This window comes from Kribbella sp. NPDC026596, assembly GCF_040638415.1.
Classification (GTDB): domain Bacteria; phylum Actinomycetota; class Actinomycetes; order Propionibacteriales; family Kribbellaceae; genus Kribbella.
The window spans coordinates 23,620-37,884 of record NZ_JBEZYF010000004.1 but is presented as its reverse complement, the minus strand read 5'-3'; the positions used below and the strand labels follow the sequence as shown (position 1 = coordinate 37,884).

Annotated in this window: 16 protein-coding genes; 5 read left to right on the top strand and 11 right to left on the bottom strand. The window is 69.6% G+C overall.

All coding sequences use genetic code 11. The annotated features are described in order from the left end of the window. Positions 1–9: 9 nt before the first annotated feature. On the bottom strand, positions 10–1,764 hold the full coding sequence (locus AB0E63_RS04210) for a histidinol-phosphatase (RefSeq protein WP_360361100.1): 1,755 nt from the start codon (positions 1,762–1,764) through the stop codon (positions 10–12). A 133-nt stretch (positions 1,765–1,897) separates the two neighbouring features. On the opposite strand from AB0E63_RS04210, the gene AB0E63_RS04205 reads away from it, so the two are divergent. After that, positions 1,898–2,626 (top strand): M23 family metallopeptidase, encoded by a 729-nt coding sequence (locus AB0E63_RS04205; RefSeq protein WP_360361097.1) that lies wholly within the window; start codon positions 1,898–1,900, stop codon positions 2,624–2,626. Here AB0E63_RS04205 and AB0E63_RS04200 read toward each other — a convergent pair. The 7 genes from AB0E63_RS04200 to AB0E63_RS04170 form a co-directional block, all read right to left on the bottom strand. Next, complete coding sequence (locus AB0E63_RS04200; protein ID WP_360361094.1) at positions 2,562–3,164, bottom strand: hypothetical protein; 603 nt, start codon at positions 3,162–3,164, stop codon at positions 2,562–2,564. The genes AB0E63_RS04205 and AB0E63_RS04200 overlap by 65 nt on opposite strands. 61 nt (positions 3,165–3,225) lie before the next feature. Next, positions 3,226–3,879, bottom strand: a complete 654-nt coding sequence (locus tag AB0E63_RS04195; RefSeq protein WP_360361091.1) for a response regulator transcription factor — start codon at positions 3,877–3,879, stop codon at positions 3,226–3,228. Further along, positions 3,876–5,006 carry a histidine kinase gene (locus tag AB0E63_RS04190; protein WP_360361088.1) on the bottom strand — a complete coding sequence of 377 codons (1,131 nt, stop codon included), beginning with the start codon at positions 5,004–5,006 and terminating at the stop codon, positions 3,876–3,878. Before AB0E63_RS04190 ends, AB0E63_RS04195 begins: the two co-directional genes overlap by 4 nt. Positions 5,007–5,058: 52 nt before the next feature. Then, the gene (locus AB0E63_RS04185) at positions 5,059–6,012 is read right to left on the bottom strand and encodes a GNAT family N-acetyltransferase (protein WP_360361085.1); all 954 of its coding nucleotides are present in this window, start codon (positions 6,010–6,012) and stop codon (positions 5,059–5,061) included. Between the two features lie 17 nt (positions 6,013–6,029). Further along, positions 6,030–6,386, bottom strand: a complete 357-nt coding sequence (locus AB0E63_RS04180) for a hypothetical protein (protein ID WP_360361082.1) — start codon at positions 6,384–6,386, stop codon at positions 6,030–6,032. Then, the gene (locus tag AB0E63_RS04175; RefSeq protein WP_360361079.1) at positions 6,386–6,835 is read right to left on the bottom strand and encodes a YdeI/OmpD-associated family protein; all 450 of its coding nucleotides are present in this window, start codon (positions 6,833–6,835) and stop codon (positions 6,386–6,388) included. The genes AB0E63_RS04180 and AB0E63_RS04175 overlap by 1 nt, the downstream gene beginning before the upstream one ends. Continuing rightward, positions 6,832–7,473 carry a DUF998 domain-containing protein gene (locus AB0E63_RS04170; protein WP_360361076.1) on the bottom strand — a complete coding sequence of 214 codons (642 nt, stop codon included), beginning with the start codon at positions 7,471–7,473 and terminating at the stop codon, positions 6,832–6,834. The genes AB0E63_RS04175 and AB0E63_RS04170 overlap by 4 nt, the downstream gene beginning before the upstream one ends. Positions 7,474–7,528: 55 nt before the next feature. On the opposite strand from AB0E63_RS04170, the gene AB0E63_RS04165 reads away from it, so the two are divergent. Together AB0E63_RS04165 and AB0E63_RS04160 are read left to right on the top strand one after the other, a co-directional pair. Beyond that, positions 7,529–10,237 (top strand): BTAD domain-containing putative transcriptional regulator, encoded by a 2,709-nt coding sequence (locus tag AB0E63_RS04165; RefSeq protein ID WP_360361073.1) that lies wholly within the window; start codon positions 7,529–7,531, stop codon positions 10,235–10,237. Positions 10,238–10,298: 61 nt separating this feature from the next. Then, the gene (locus tag AB0E63_RS04160; RefSeq protein ID WP_360361070.1) at positions 10,299–10,664 is read left to right on the top strand and encodes a VOC family protein; all 366 of its coding nucleotides are present in this window, start codon (positions 10,299–10,301) and stop codon (positions 10,662–10,664) included. Between the two features lie 398 nt (positions 10,665–11,062). Here AB0E63_RS04160 and AB0E63_RS04155 read toward each other — a convergent pair whose 3' ends face one another. Together AB0E63_RS04155 and AB0E63_RS04150 are read right to left on the bottom strand one after the other, a co-directional pair. Then, positions 11,063–11,293, bottom strand: coding sequence for a hypothetical protein (locus AB0E63_RS04155; protein ID WP_012924486.1), 231 nt, complete (start codon positions 11,291–11,293; stop codon positions 11,063–11,065). 206 nt (positions 11,294–11,499) lie between these two features. Beyond that, the gene (locus AB0E63_RS04150; RefSeq protein WP_360361067.1) at positions 11,500–12,267 is read right to left on the bottom strand and encodes an SDR family oxidoreductase; all 768 of its coding nucleotides are present in this window, start codon (positions 12,265–12,267) and stop codon (positions 11,500–11,502) included. Between the two features lie 94 nt (positions 12,268–12,361). On the opposite strand from AB0E63_RS04150, the gene AB0E63_RS04145 reads away from it, so the two are divergent. Continuing rightward, positions 12,362–12,967, top strand: coding sequence for a MarR family transcriptional regulator (locus tag AB0E63_RS04145; RefSeq protein ID WP_360361064.1), 606 nt, complete (start codon positions 12,362–12,364; stop codon positions 12,965–12,967). A 61-nt stretch (positions 12,968–13,028) separates the two neighbouring features. Continuing rightward, entirely contained in the window at positions 13,029–13,400 is a 372-nt protein-coding gene (locus tag AB0E63_RS04140) for a VOC family protein (protein ID WP_360361061.1), read from the top strand. Here AB0E63_RS04140 and AB0E63_RS04135 read toward each other — a convergent pair. Continuing rightward, the gene (locus AB0E63_RS04135; RefSeq protein ID WP_360361058.1) at positions 13,391–14,212 is read right to left on the bottom strand and encodes a DUF3152 domain-containing protein; all 822 of its coding nucleotides are present in this window, start codon (positions 14,210–14,212) and stop codon (positions 13,391–13,393) included. The two genes, AB0E63_RS04140 and AB0E63_RS04135, sit on opposite strands and share 10 nt — an antisense overlap. Between the last annotated feature and the right edge of the window lie 53 nt (positions 14,213–14,265).

Below are 14,265 nucleotides of genomic sequence, written 5' to 3'. Positions count from 1 at the left end.
GTCAGGTCCTTACTTCGGCAGCACCCAGATCGGGTTGGTGTAGAACCACAGGTCGACCCACGGGTCCGCATCGCCGACCACGTCGAGCTGGGGTCCGGCCGGGTCGACCGCCGCACCGAGGTATCCGGGCTGACTACGGTGCCCGTCGGAACCGCGGACGCGCACGTACTGCGCCTCCTCCGCCTTGCCCAGCGGGTACACGAGCTCGAAGGTGCCGCGCTTGCCCGAGGTGTCCCACTGCTTGACGACCTTCGTGTTCGGTGTGGTGAACGTGTCCCGATCGCTGGCCGGGCCGGTCACCGAGCCCATGATCACGTCGACTCGCTTCAGCGTCGGGACGAAGTTCGCCCAGTTCGGGATGGTCTGCGTGGTGATGCGTACGACGAGTTCGACCGGCCGGCCCTTGCGCACCACCAGCGCGCCACCGAGCGGTTCGCCGTACCGCTTGCCGACCTCGCGGACCTCGACCTCGACACCCTTGACCAACGCGCCGTGGTCGACCCAGACGCGGCCGTTGCGCAGGCCCTCCATCACCGACAGGTAGTCGCGCCGGTCGGCGCCGACGTGGGTCCGGCTGTAGAAGCCCGGCCAGAAGTCGCTCGCGGTCGAGTTGACCGCGTTGCCGTAGACCGGGTCCATGTAGCGGCCGTCGCGGTCGAACTGCTCCTGGGAGGAGCCGTCGGGGCGGCGGGAGGTCTCGTTCCAGTTCACGTGCGAGTCGGAGTTGGCGCTGATCCACCACGGCTTGCCCTCAGCGAGCAGGCTGTCCCACAGGCCGCCGACGGTCGCCGTCATCCAGTCGAAGCCGCCCCAGGTGCGGTAGCTCTCGGCCGGGTAGCCGGGGAAGGAGTTCGGGTTCGGCGCGTTGCCGTAGAGGCCGCGCGGGCCGCCCGCGCCGATCCCCTTCGGCAGACCGCCGGCCTGGTGGCCGGGCGCGCCCTCGAACCCGACCGCAATCCGCGGGTCGGCGTCGCGCCAGTTGCGAATCTCGTGCGGGCTGTCGATGCCGTTGCGAGCCGGGTGGTTGGCCAGGAACAGCGCGTCCGCGACCCGGCGCTTGTCGACCTGCTGGCCGAGCCACTGGATGCCGGACACCGCGAGCGCCTCGTTGGCGGGCGAGTTCGCGCCCGCGTTGTTCACGCTGCCGTCGTAGCTGTTCTCGAACTGCTTGAGTACGTCGACCTCGCGGCTGCCCGGGGCGACGAAGACCGTGCCGTGCTCGGCGGCCGGGATGTTCCACTCCAGTCCCTGGAAGATCAGCGTGTCGCGCAGCTCCGCGCGGGCCGCTTTGATCTGCGGGTTGACCAGGTCGACGCCGATCCGGGCATGCGTCGCGCCGCCGTGGTCGGTGATCACCAGCCAGTCCAGGCCGAACGCCGCCGCGTGCCGAGCCTGGTCGATCACCCGGTACATGCCGTCGGAGCTGAGCTGGGTGTGGATGTGGTGGTCGCCGGCCAGCCAGACGTTCGGGCGGTTGCCGTGCTTGAACACGAACCCGTCCTTCGGCGCGGTCGCCGCCGCGAACTGCGCGCCACTGACCGCGAGCGCCGCCGTACCTCCGAGGATGCCCGCCGACCGCAACAACCCCCGCCGGGTCACCTCGGCCGGCGACAAGTCACTGTCCGGCACCGACTCGTCCAACGCCGCCAACGTCGACGCGTCCAGCTCGCCGTTCGGGTGGTGATGGTCCTCCCCATGACTGTGCCCGTGACCATGCCCATGCCCATGACCATGACCGTGCGAGTGGTCGTGCGAGTGCCCCATGTGTGCGTCCTCCTGGCCGGCGGAAATCCGCCGGGATCATCGCCCGTTCTGATGACCACCAGGTGTTGTCCCGATGAACCATTCAGCCCTTGTGCGACCCGTTCGCAGGAGCGGCTCGGCGTACGCTGTGGCGATGCGTTCGGCCCGGATGGTCTGGCTGGTGGCTGTGGCACTCGCCGCGGTCACCGGTTGCGCGACCACCGAGGGCGACCAGGCAGGTCCGGCTCCCGCGAGTCCGTCTCCGACGCCAAGTGCCTCGCTGACCCGGCGCCCGACCCCGAGCCCGCCACCGCCCGCGAGCCCGATACCGACTCCGACCCCGACGATCCAGGCTCCGCCGCGGTACACGTTCCCGATCGCGGGGTGCCGGGCGGATGCTTCGCAGGAGCATCACGACTACCCGGCGTCGGACATCTTTGCGAAGGCCGGATGCAAGTTCGTGTCCCCGGTGGACGGGCGGGTTGACGAGGTGACGCGGGTGGATCGGTGGGATCCGAAGACGAACGTGGGGGCCGAGCGGGGTGGGTTGTCTGTGTCGGTCGTGGGAGTTGATGGGGTGCGGTACTACGGATCGCACTTGTCAGCGATCGCGGCGGAGATCCGGCCTGGGGTGGCCGTGCGGGCTGGGCAGACGCTTGGGCTGACGGGGAAGACCGGGAGTGCTCGCGTCACCCCGCCGCATCTGCATTTTGCGATCAGTTGGCCGACGACCGCGGGTAAGTGGTGGATCCGGCGTGGTGTCGTGCCGCCGCAGGCGTTCCTCAACAGCTGGCACGACGGCGGCTGGCTTTCGCCGGTCACGTTGACCGCGAAGACGCGGCGCTCATACGGCGTCGATCGCGGGTGCCGGTCGTACTGCTGATCGCGAACGCCGCGCCGAGCATCGCTCCACCCAGCGGCATCAGATCCAGCTGTGCGCTGATCACGATGAAGCCGGCCAGCAGGAGCACCGGCGACCAGATCGTCAGGTGGTGTTCGAGGGTCAGGAGTACGGCGAGGCTCAGCAGGCCGGCCAGGAACAGGATCGGGCCCAGCGCCTGGAGCGGCTCGTAGATGGCCAGGTGGCCCGGCCAACCGTCGTACTCGAGCCTGACGCGCGACATGTCCGCGTGGTCCTCAGCGCGGAAGCCGACGATCAGGTCGGTCAGGATGACGCGGACGAAGGCCGCGACGCCGATGAGGCCGACGACCACGGCCGCGGTGGCGAGTGAGCGGCGCCGGGTGAGAGTACGCCGGGCGAGCAGGAGGATGGCGCCAAACAGCAGCAGACCTACCAGGAACAGGAGGTGACCGCTGGTCCAGGCCAGTCCAGGGCCGCGGTCGCCGTTCGCGCCGTCGATCAGGCGGATGATGCCGTAGGCAACGAATAGGCCACCGGCGGTGATGCCGAGTTTCTTCATACCTCGAGCCTCGGCAACTGCGCGCGGCCGCACATCGCCGACGAGAGGGAGCTTGCGGCACCTACTGGTTCGTGGGAGTGACGAGGCCGGTCTCGTACGCCGCGATCACGGCCTGGACCCGGTCACGCAGGTTGAGCTTGGTCAGCGTGTTGCTGACATGGGTCTTGACCGTGTGTTCGCTGACCGTGAGGGCCGTCGCGATCTCCGCGTTCGACAGACCGCGCGCGAGCAGGACGAGAGTCTCCCGCTCGCGGCCGGTCAAGACGTCGAGGGCCGCGGCCGGGGTGGTCCGCGGCCGGTTGCGCGTGAGGTCGGCGATCAGGCGCCGCGTGACACTGGGTGCGAGCAACGACTCACCGGCCACGACGACGCGGACGGCGTGGACCAGATCGTCCCGCCGGACGTCCTTCAGCAGGAACCCGCTCGCCCCGGCGTACAGAGCGTCGTACACGTAGTCGTCGGAGTCGAAGGTGGTGAGCATGACCACCTTCGCCGGGGTGCTCGCGCAGATCGTCCGGGCCGCGGCCAGCCCGTCGACGCGGGGCATCCGGACGTCGAGGAGAGCGACGTCCGGGGCCAGCGAGCGCACCAACGAGACCGCCTCGGCGCCGTCGGCCGCCTCGCCGACGACCTCGATATCGGGTTGCGCCTCGAGGATCATCGCGAACCCGCTGCGGACCAGCTCCTGGTCGTCCGCCAGTACCACCCGGATCATGAAACCCCTTCTAGACAAGGCAATCTGGCCCTTACTTCGAACCCACCACCGCTCAGCGGCCCGGCTTCCGCCGTACCTCCACAAGCCGCGGCCCGTTCCCGGATCCCGACCAGCCCGTGCCCACCCGGCGCCGCCTCGCCCCCGACGCCGTCGTCGGTGATCGACAGCTCCACCTCGTCCGTCGACCACTTCAGGCGTACGGCGACCTGCGTCGCGCGGGCGTGTTTCACGGTGTTCGTCAACGCCTCCTGGACGATCCGGTAGACCGCGACCTCGGTGTCCGGCGGCACGGGACGACGTACGCCGGTCTCCTCGAAGGTCACGTCGCGCACCAACTCGGGCAGCGACGCCAGCGTGGGCTGCGGTGCCCGGTCCTCACCCGCCTTGAGTACGCCGAGCAGCCGCCTGAGCTGCACCATCGCGTCCCGGCCCGCGTCGGCGATCGCGTCGAAGGCTCGCTCGGCCCGGTCCGGGTCGGTGCGGACGACCACCGGACCGGCCTCGGCCTGAACGACCATCAGGCTCACCGCGTGGGCGAGGATGTCGTGCATGTCGCGGGCCACCCGGGCGCGCTCCTCGGCTGCGGCGCGGGCGGCCTCGGCGACCCGCTCGCGTTCGAGCTGGTTCGCCCGCTCCCGCAGCGCCGAGGCGTGCTCGCGGTGGCTGCGTTCGAGCGATCCGGCCAAGAAGGCGGCGACCGGGAGCAGGAAGGTGAACATGAACTCGGCCAGGTCGTTGTGCTTCAGCAGCAAGGACGCCGGCGGAAACGTGACCAGGATGAGGACGAGCAGCCCGATCCGCTGCCACCGCTTCCGGCCGAGGCTCGCGAGCGAGTAGATCGCGACCAGACCGCCGTACTGGAGGTACTGCCCCGGCCGGTGGTGGAGCGAGACCAGGGTCGCGGCCGTACCGACGACCACCATCACCCCGAACGGCCACCGGCGCCGCCACAGCAGCGGGATCACGGTCCCGAGGTTGAGCAGCAGGCCGAGCACGGTGATCTCACCCGGAGCGCGGTCGAGGAACGGCACCGAGGACGCGATCGCGACCGCGATCACCACGGCGACATCGATCACCCGGTCCACGGTCCGTGGGCCCGGGATGCCGAGCCGCTCGAGTCCACCCACGGCCCCAGTCTGACTCACCGACCGGCCGCGGGCCTCGCTCCCGCGACGGACATCACCCGTCGGCACTCCGCCGTACGAGGGAGAGCCGGTGCTGGATCTGGCTCGACACGATCACGAAACCGAGGGAGTCGTACAGCCGGGAGGCACTCGTGGGATTGTCCGCGTCGACGCCGAGCGAGGACCGCTCGAACCCAGCCTCCTGACCAGCCCGCAGTACGCCGCTCATGGCCGCCCGGGCCAGCCCGCGGCCCCGGTACTCCGGGCGGGCGCCGACCTGGCCGATCCAGAGTTCGCGTACGCCGGTGTGCTCGGTGTCGACCGTGAATTCGTAGCCCAGCGCGAACGCCGCGATCCGATCCCCGGCGACCACGACCCTCGACAGGTCCGGCCGGAAGGCGCGGTGACCGGTGAACCAGGTCCGCCAATGGTCCTCGTCATGGGGCAGGACTCCCCACTGGCCGGCGAAGATCTCGTTGTACGCGAGCCGCAGCCGCTCGTCGTACGACGGCTCGAAAGCGATCATCGCGAAGCCGTTGGGCGGTGACGGCACCTGCACCAGTCGATCGTCGTACCAGCGCTGCATCACGCGGTAGTAGCGGACCGGCCGGAACCCGCGGGATGCGACCAAGGCAAGGCCACCGGCGTTGTCTGCCTCGACCCCGACGTCGACCAGCTCCGCGTGCTCCCCCGCTGTTCGCAGCTGCCAATCAAGGAGCGGACCACCGAGACCGCGACGCCGGAAGGCCGGGTCGATCCCGCCCTTGACCGCGACGATCGGCTGCCCGTCCACGATGTCCGGCGGAAAGACGAGGCCGTACCCCGCGAGTCGGCGGTCCAGCCAGAGGCCCAAGGACTCCGCCTCGTTGAGGGACTCGACGAGGTCGTCGAGGACGACGTACGCGCCGCTGTCGTCGGCCGTGGCGATCGCGTTCGCCACCTCGACCGCGGCGGGCGTGTGCTCAGGCCGGAGCGGTCCCGTCATCACCCCGTCCGGCCACCACCCCATACCGCAACCGTAGAGTCTCAGAACTCCGGGCCGAAGACCTGGCGGATCTCGGATTCGCCTTCCCAGCCGGGCCAGGTGCGGCGGTGCAGGTCCATGAAACGCTTGGTCCAGTCGACGACCTCGTCGCGGGTGGCCACGTCGTACACCGCGTAGGCCCCGAGCGGTGCGGGGTCGTCGAACGGGCCGTCGGTGACCGTCAGTTCGCCGGCGGAGACTCCGACGCGGACAGCCGTTGCAGCAGGCAACAATCCGGCCGTGTCGATGAGGATCCCGCGGCGTGCTGCCTCCGCTCCCAGAGCGGCGATTCCCTCCGCCAGCTCCGGTGGCGGGAATCCGTGCGCCTCGGCAGTCCGGAGTACGGCGATGAACCGCATCAGCGCGCCTTGCCCTCGCGCAACATCCCGACCGACTTCTCGATCCGCCGGTCCCGGGTCGCGTCGGTCTTCGCCGTCGTCACCTGCAGGACGTGCCACTGCTGCTTGCTGTAGCTCAGCGTGTCCCAGAACTCCTTGGCCTTCGCGTCCGCGGCCAGCGCCGCGGTCAGTTCCTTGGGAACGTCGAGCTCGCGCGGAGCCGTGTCGAGCTCCACCTCGACGTCGAGCACCTCGCCCGGGGTGACACCGGCCTCGGTACGGCGTTCCGCGCTGAAGCCGAGCATGAACCGGCCGCCCATCCGGGCGATCGAGGTACGGAACGTGTACCCGTTGACGGTGACGCTGACCTTGGGATGCGCGCCGCCGCCGAGGGCCTCGACGACGTCGGCCGGAACCACGAAGCCGGCCGTGTTCTTGCCGCTGGACTCGAGCTCGGCGGTGAACTTCATCGGATCTCCTCCGTGCGGGTGCGGATCATCAACAGAGTCAACCAGGCCCAGCCCAGGATGACGGCGACGGTGAAGCCCAGGTTTCCGGCCGTCGTGCCGGCACCGGCGCCCAGACCGACCACGCTGAGGACGTAAACGATGCCGGTGATCAGCGAGAAGCGGGACCAGGCGCGATCGTTGTCGCGACCGAGCCTGCGGGCGAGGACGAAGCAGGCGACGATCAGGCCGATGAAGCCGATGAACCCGGCGATGACGTGACCGAAGCTGTGCCACGAAACGGTCTCCGGGAGTCCGAGCGGCGTACCGATCGGGAAGCCGTCGGCCGGGTCGGCGCGCATCAGTCCCGCGGCTGCCACGCCGGCGCCGTACACGAGAATGCCGCCCCAGGCCCAGCGCGACTGGAGTCCGCCGCCGCGGAGGGCGAGCGCGCCGACGACGGTGAGCAGGCCGGTGACGACCATCATCGTGGAGTGGATCCAGCCGCCGGTGCCGTTCGCGAGCAGGCTGAGGGAGTGCCGGCGGATGTCGTACCCGTCGCGGACGATCGCCTCGACGGTCCCGATGCCGACGTACAGCGGGCCGGCGAGCGCGCCCGCGAGCAGGAGTGACGGTGCCGATTGCTGCGTACTGGTTGTCATGCCGGCCAGCCTGCGATCGGCCCCTTTGGAAACTCTTTGGACTTAGGCTGCCCGCATGCGTTTCGGCGTACTGGGACCTGTTGCCGCGTGGACCGATGACGGTCAGGCCGTGCGGCTGCCGGATCGGAAGGTACGGGCGTTGCTGGCCGATCTACTGTTGCACGCCGGGCGTCCGGTGGGCGCGGCCACGCTGATCGACGACTTGTGGGGTGATGAGCTCCCGGTCAATCCGACCGCGACCTTGCAGACTCGGGTGTCCCAGCTGCGTCGCGCGCTCGACGACGCCGAGCCGGGTGCCCGTGAGCTGGTCCAGACGAGCCCGGCCGGGTATCTGATCTCGGTTGCGCCCGAGGCGATGGACTCGGGGCGCTTCCGTGCGCTGGCCGCTCGGGCCCGGCAGACCGGCAATGCCCGGATGCGTGCGGCGACTCTGGCTGACGCGCTGACGGTGTGGCGCGGTCCGGCGTACGGCGATGTCGCGGCGGACGCGTTCGCCCGGGCTGCGATCGATCGGCTCGACGAGGAACGGTTGGCGGTGCAGGAGGCGTACGCCGAAGCCCGGTTCGTCCTGGGTGAGCACGAGGAACTGGTCGCGGAGCTGGCCGAGCTCGTTGCCCGCAACCCGTTGCGTCAGCGGTTGCGCGCCGTACAGATGAAGGCGTTGCATCAGGCCGGTCGGCAGGCGGAGGCGTTGGAGAGCTATGCCTCGCTGCGCGATCGGTTGCGCGAGGAGCTCGGGCTGGATCCGGGTGCCGACCTGGTTGCGCTACATCAGACGATCCTGACGTCGGAACCAACGGCGTCGGCGCAGCGTAGGACCAACCTGCCGGCCGCGCTGACCGAGCTGATCGGCCGGGACACCGCGGTGGACGAGGTGGTGGTGCAGCTCGAGACATCGCGGCTGGTGACATTGACCGGCCCGGGCGGCGTGGGCAAAACGAGCCTCGCGCTGGCGGCTGCCCGCCGCGTTCCGGACGACGGGGTTTGGCTGGTCGACCTGGCGACTCTTGATCCGGGCGCCGACGCGGACGCGGTGTCGGACCTGGTCGACGCCACGATCGAACCCGGCGCCGGCGCGGTGTCGGACCTGGTCGACATCGCCGTCGAGGCTGGCGCCGACGTGCTGGTGGTGCTCGACAACTGCGAGCACGTGATCGAGGCCGCCTCGCAGGTGGTGAACCGGTTGCTGCGTGAGCTGCCCGGTGTGCGGATCCTCGCTACCAGCCGGGAGCCGCTCTCCGTCGCGGCCGAACACCGCTACCCGGTGCCGCCGCTTGACCTCCCGGTGGCCGGGAGCGACCCGGCCGACAGCACGGCAGTGCAGCTCTTCGTCGCCCGCGCGTCGGCCGCCGATCCACGCTTCCGGCTCACTGGCGACAACACCGCCGCGGTGGTGGCTCTGTGCGAGCGGCTGGACGGGCTGCCGCTCGCGTTGGAGCTGGCCGCGAGCCGGGTGGGTGCAATGGATGTTCGCGACCTGGCCGACCGGTTCGACGATCGGTACCGGCAGCGCGGTCTGCCGGATCGCCAGCAGACCTTGTCGTCGATGGTCGAGTGGAGCTGGGATCTCCTCGGCAATCGCGAGCAAGCGGTACTGCGCCGGCTCGCTCCACATCCCGGCGGGTGCACGCTCGCCGCGGCCGAGGCTGTCTGCACGGGTGACGACGTACCGGTGGCCGACGTCGCGGAACTGCTGAGCAGGTTGGTCGATCGTTCCCTCGTGGTCCGCGTCGACGGGACCTCGGGATCGCGGTATCGGCTGCTCGAAACAGTCCGCGCGTTCTGCCTGCAGCGGCTGGAGGAGGCGGACGAGGTCGAGATCGTGCGGCGGCGATACGAGCGCTACTTCGAGGGCCTGGCGCAGCACACCGAGCCGCGGCTCTACGGGCACAGCGAGCTGTTCGCCTACCTGGGCGGTCTGTACGGCCCGGCCACGTCACAGCGGTCGTTGCCGACGGCAATGAGGCCGCGAGTCGAGACCGTGCTGTCGGCGGACGGTACGCCGATCGTCGTCGAGGTGTACGGCGACAGCGGGCCGGCGATCGTGCTCGTCGGTGGGGCGTTGAACGACCGGCGTACGTTCATCCCGCTGGCGAAGCGACTGGCGGGCGGGTTCACGGTGGCGACGTACGACCGGCGTGGGCGTGGTGACAGTGGTGACGTGCAGCCGTGGGCGGTCGAGCGTGAGCTGGAGGATCTCGCGGCGGTGGTCGAGCTGGTGGGCGGTTCGGCGTATGCGCTGGGGGTTTCGACGGGTGCCGTGTTCGCAGCGGAGGCGGCCGCGCGGCGTGTGCCGATCCGCGGGCTGCTGCTGATCGAGCCGCCGTTCATCATCGACGACACGCGATCCGTGCCGCTGGACCTGGCGGAGCGGCTGCAGGAGCTGGTCGGGCAGGACCGGTACGGCGATGCGACCGAGCTGTTCCTGGTCACGGCCGTGGAGATGCCGGCCGAGGTGGTCGCGCCGATGCGAACGGCTCCGCTGTGGAAGGAGCTGGAGGCGCTGGCGCCGACGCTCGCGTACGACGTCCTGCTGATGGGCGACTTCAGCATTCCGGATCACTGGGCGAGCGCGATCACCGTGCCGGCGCTGGTGATCGACGGCGGGGAGAGCCGGGAGTGGAGGCGCAACACCGCGCAGGTCGTGGCGGGCCTCCTGCCGCGCGGGCGGCGGCTGACGATGGACGGTCAGCCGCACGACGTCGACCCCGGGGTGCTCGGCCCGATCGTGGAGGAGTTCGTCGCCGGATGTCGAGAGGGCTGAGCGGGCTCCGACGTACAGGGTGTGTGAGCTGATCGGCAGCTCGGTGGACTGAGGAGAGATCGTGGCTCGACCCGTTCTGAACAGCATGTTGCTCGGCAGTACCGACCCGGAGCGGTTGAAGGCGTGGTACCGCGACGGCTTCCACGCTGAGGTCGACGGGTACGGGAACCTGAACCTCGGCGGCTTCGGCCTGGTCATCGAGCAGCGCGACGACGTCACCACCAAGACCGTCGAGCCCGGCCGCTTCATCGTGAACTTCGCCGTCGAGGACATCGAGGCGACCGCCGCCCACCTGCGCACGCTGGACGTCGAGTGGCTGGTGCACCCGGAGGACCGCGGCGTCGGCTGGTTCGCCACGCTGATCGACCCGGACGGCAACTACGTCCAGCTCATCCAGATGAAGCCGGAGTACTACGCGAACCTGTAAAGAAAACGTCCGCACCGGACTTGGGCACCCGGTGCGGACGGTGAGACGTTTTCAGTTTTGTCAGGCGCATTGACTGCAGAGAACTGGCGGCAAGCGAGGGGCAGACTGCCCAAGACTCGCTTGCCGCCCGTGCTCCTCGCCGGGTGTGGTTCGAGTGCCAGTGGCGTCCAGGTGCGTGCATCGGGGTGCTGGAGAGACGTCCTCGATGCGGAGCATCGTGGATGTCTCTCCAGTGCCGCGAGGTGCGTGCCTGGGCGCCACTGGTGCCGAAGCACACCCGGCGAGGAGCACTAGACCGGTGCCTTTAGGTGATCGAGGTGAGGTTCTCGACCCGTTTGCCGTGTTCCGGGTGGGTTGTCTGGTGAGAAACGGAACGCGAAAGGGACCGGGGGCTCTTCTCAGCGGGGTGCTACGTCCCACATGCGCTCGCCGGGCAGGGGGTCGGGGAGCCGGTCGACGGCGGGCATCGGGTCGTTGGTGACCCGAAGTCCGGCGAACCGACGGCTCATGGCGTGTGCGTACCGCTCGGCCAACGCCGGCTCGGCGTTGTAGTCGGCGATCACGTGCTCACCGAACCAGACTCGGACGCGTCGGCGCTCGGACGTCTGGGTGGCGGTGGCGGTTGTCACAGGTCCTCCTGGCTGTCTTTCGAAATGGTCGGCCTGGGACGCGGAGCGAGCGCGGTGTCGGTGCGCCGTGTGTTCACCGTCACGTCAGGTCCAACGGAGGACCGAGACGCTAAGTCACGCCCCGATCGCGATTTGTCCGCCTCCGGGCAAACTTTTCCGGAACCGGGCAGACCCCAATTGTTCGAGCAGGTCTTCGACTGTCGTGATTACTCGTCGAACGGGCCGCGGACGGAGACGCCACCGTCCAGGACGACCTGCTGGCCGGTGATGTAGCCGGAGGCGTCCGAGGCGAGGTAGACGACCGCACCGGCGACCTCCTCGGACCGGCCGAAGCGACCGAGCGGGATCTCCTCGACCACGTCGGCAGCTACGGCCGCGTTCGCCACCGCGGTCGCGATCGCGCCGGCCGCGGCGACGTTCATCCGGATGCCGTCACGGGCGTACTCGGCGGACACGGTCCGCGCCAGGCTGAGCAGGCCGGCCTTCATCACGCCGTACGCCGCTTGTTTCGGCGCAGCCATGAAACCGGTGACCGAGCCGACGCTGACGATCGTGCCGCCGCCACCCTGCTCCAGGAAAACGCGGAGCACCGCGCGCACCGCCCGCGCCACGTAGCGGAGGTTGACCTCGTAGATGGTGTCCCAGTCCTCGTCGGCCATCTCGTGCAGCTTGACCGCGGGTACGAACGCGACCTGCCCGCCGACCACCGTAACCAGGACGTCGAGGCCGCCCAGTTTCTCGACCGCGCCGGCCACCATCGCCTCGACGTCGGCCGCGACACGGACGTCGCCGGACACCGCGTACGCCGTACCGCCCTGCCTGCGCACGGATTCGGCGGCCTCCTCGGCCCGGCTCGGGTCGAGGTCCGCGACCACGACCGCCGCCCCTTCGTTGCCGAAGGCCTCGGTCACCGCCCGGCCGATCCCGCCGCCACCGCCACCGATCACCAGTGCTCGTTTCCCGCTCAGCTGCATGTCCGCGAGGGTAGATGATCGATGTCTTCAGATTCACAGGGTTTCCTCAGGAACGACACGCCGAGCTGTCAGAACCACTCCGTACGCTGGAGGCGTGACCATCGAAGACGCTGGAATCAAGCCTCGGTCCGTGGTCGAGGCGAAGGCCCTGGCGGTGCCCGAGCGGGTGATCGGCGGGGTCGTTCAATCCCCTGACCGGCGCGGTCGGTCCGGACTCGAGGCCGTGCAGACCGAGCAGCTGATCGGGGACGTCGGTGATGCGCTCCGGCTGCTGGACGCGGTCGAACGCGTTCGCGGCCACGCTCACCCACTGATCCTCGGTCTGCAGGACGCGGTCGGGATGAAGATGCCGGCCGCACTGGTGCTGAACGCGATCTCCAACGGCCGGACCACCCCGGACGAGGTGGCCGACCAGGTCGGCATCACGTCAGGTGAGGCCGAGCTCGCGATCGCGGACCTGGAAGCCCTCGGCATGGTCCGGACCACGCCGCGGCTCACGGTCACCGGGATGGGTCAGGCCCGGTTGTCCCAGCTCGACGGGCTGACCGTCCGCGTCCTCGACGTCGTCACCGGCATCCTCGGCCCCACCGACGCCGCCCTTCTGGTCCGCCTCCTCAACACCGTCGCCGACGGCCTCGAGTCCGCCACCGTAGCCGCCGCCGTCAACCGGGCGATTCCGCAGGCCGCGCTGCACAACTAGTGTCGAAATCGCGTCGGCGGTGTCGACGTAACTGATGTCAGGCAAGCGAGGAGGACATCAGATGTTCAAGGACACGAAGGCGTTCAGTGGGTTTTCGGTGGATGACATCCCGGCGGCCAAGGCGTTCTACAGCCAGACGCTTGGGCTGGATGTTGGTGAGGCCAACGGGATGCTGCGGCTGAACATCGCCGGGGGCAACCCGGTGCTGGTTTATCCGAAGGAGAATCACGTGCCGGCGGAGTACACGGTCCTCAACTTCCCGGTCACGGACATCGAGGCGACCGCGCGGGAGCTGATCGCGCGGGGCGTCACCTTCGAACGGTACAGCGACCAGCACGACGAGCTCGGCATCGTCCGCGGCGGCGATGAGGGCCCGCTGATCGCGTGGTTCAAGGACCCGGCGGGCAACGTCGTCTCGATCATTCAGGACTGAGGAACCGGGTCGTCGTACTGACCCAAGCGCCCGGTGTAGCGGACGCCGTCGAGATACGGCCACGCGTACGGCGTACAGCCGTGCAGACCGAGCGTCTGTTGCTGCATAACCGGCGCCGGCCGGCCAGGCCCCGGGCACAGCTCGTGCCCGCGGCCGAGCCGGTGCCCGGTCTCGTGGTTGATCATGTACTGCCGGTACGTCGTGAGCGGCGCACCGTACTTCGGTACGCCGTGCGCCCACCGGGCGACGTTGAGCACGACGCGATCGCCGATCCGGCAACTGGTGTAGCGATCCGGCACCGCGCCACAGATGGAGTCGCGCGTCTCGGGCGTGACCAGCATCAGCGTGAAGTCCGGGTCCTGTCCCGGCCCGACCTGCCGGAACCGCCACAGCCCGTGTGAGGCCCATCCCTGCGGCGCGCCGTACGTCGCTCGCACGAACTGAGCGAACCCGGTTCGGTCGATCCCGGTGATCCCGCCCTCGATCGCGATCTGGAACGTCATCAGCCGCCCGGCGCGCCCGATCACGGCCGGGTTGCCGGGCAGAACGGCGTACGAGCGGGTCCCTGCCACGGGATAGGTGATCACCGGTTGCGGCTTCACCGGCGGCGCGGAGGACGACCGTTCCACCGGGTCGGCGCGCCTCTGCTGGACAGCACCTGACGTAGTACCGACCGAGCCGGTTTCCGCGGAGCGGCGATCCGGGTAGCCGTGGCGGGCGAACGGGCTGGCGGGCAGCTGGTACAGCGCCCCGATCACGACCACAACCGCGATCGCCGACCCGATCGTCCTGACTACAGTCCAGCGGCGCATCTGGTGAGCTCCTCACACCGCGCCCAGGCGGGCGCGTCCTCACTGACTACTTG

What these genes read in the sequence shown, in the direction of transcription:
- AB0E63_RS04210 (WP_360361100.1), bottom strand. Translation starts at nt 1,764, where the DNA reads ATGGGGCACTCGCACGACCACTCGCACGGTCATGGTCATGGGCATGGG.
- AB0E63_RS04205 (WP_360361097.1), top strand. Translation starts at nt 1,898, where the DNA reads ATGCGTTCGGCCCGGATGGTCTGGCTGGTGGCTGTGGCACTCGCCGCG.
- AB0E63_RS04200 (WP_360361094.1), bottom strand. Translation starts at nt 3,164, where the DNA reads ATGAAGAAACTCGGCATCACCGCCGGTGGCCTATTCGTTGCCTACGGC.
- AB0E63_RS04195 (WP_360361091.1), bottom strand. Translation starts at nt 3,879, where the DNA reads ATGATCCGGGTGGTACTGGCGGACGACCAGGAGCTGGTCCGCAGCGGG.
- AB0E63_RS04185 (WP_360361085.1), bottom strand. Translation starts at nt 6,012, where the DNA reads ATGGGGTGGTGGCCGGACGGGGTGATGACGGGACCGCTCCGGCCTGAG.
- AB0E63_RS04180 (WP_360361082.1), bottom strand. Translation starts at nt 6,386, where the DNA reads ATGCGGTTCATCGCCGTACTCCGGACTGCCGAGGCGCACGGATTCCCG.
- AB0E63_RS04175 (WP_360361079.1), bottom strand. Translation starts at nt 6,835, where the DNA reads ATGAAGTTCACCGCCGAGCTCGAGTCCAGCGGCAAGAACACGGCCGGC.
- AB0E63_RS04170 (WP_360361076.1), bottom strand. Translation starts at nt 7,473, where the DNA reads ATGACAACCAGTACGCAGCAATCGGCACCGTCACTCCTGCTCGCGGGC.
- AB0E63_RS04165 (WP_360361073.1), top strand. Translation starts at nt 7,529, where the DNA reads ATGCGTTTCGGCGTACTGGGACCTGTTGCCGCGTGGACCGATGACGGT.
- AB0E63_RS04150 (WP_360361067.1), bottom strand. Translation starts at nt 12,267, where the DNA reads ATGCAGCTGAGCGGGAAACGAGCACTGGTGATCGGTGGCGGTGGCGGC.
- AB0E63_RS04140 (WP_360361061.1), top strand. Translation starts at nt 13,029, where the DNA reads ATGTTCAAGGACACGAAGGCGTTCAGTGGGTTTTCGGTGGATGACATC.
- AB0E63_RS04135 (WP_360361058.1), bottom strand. Translation starts at nt 14,212, where the DNA reads ATGCGCCGCTGGACTGTAGTCAGGACGATCGGGTCGGCGATCGCGGTT.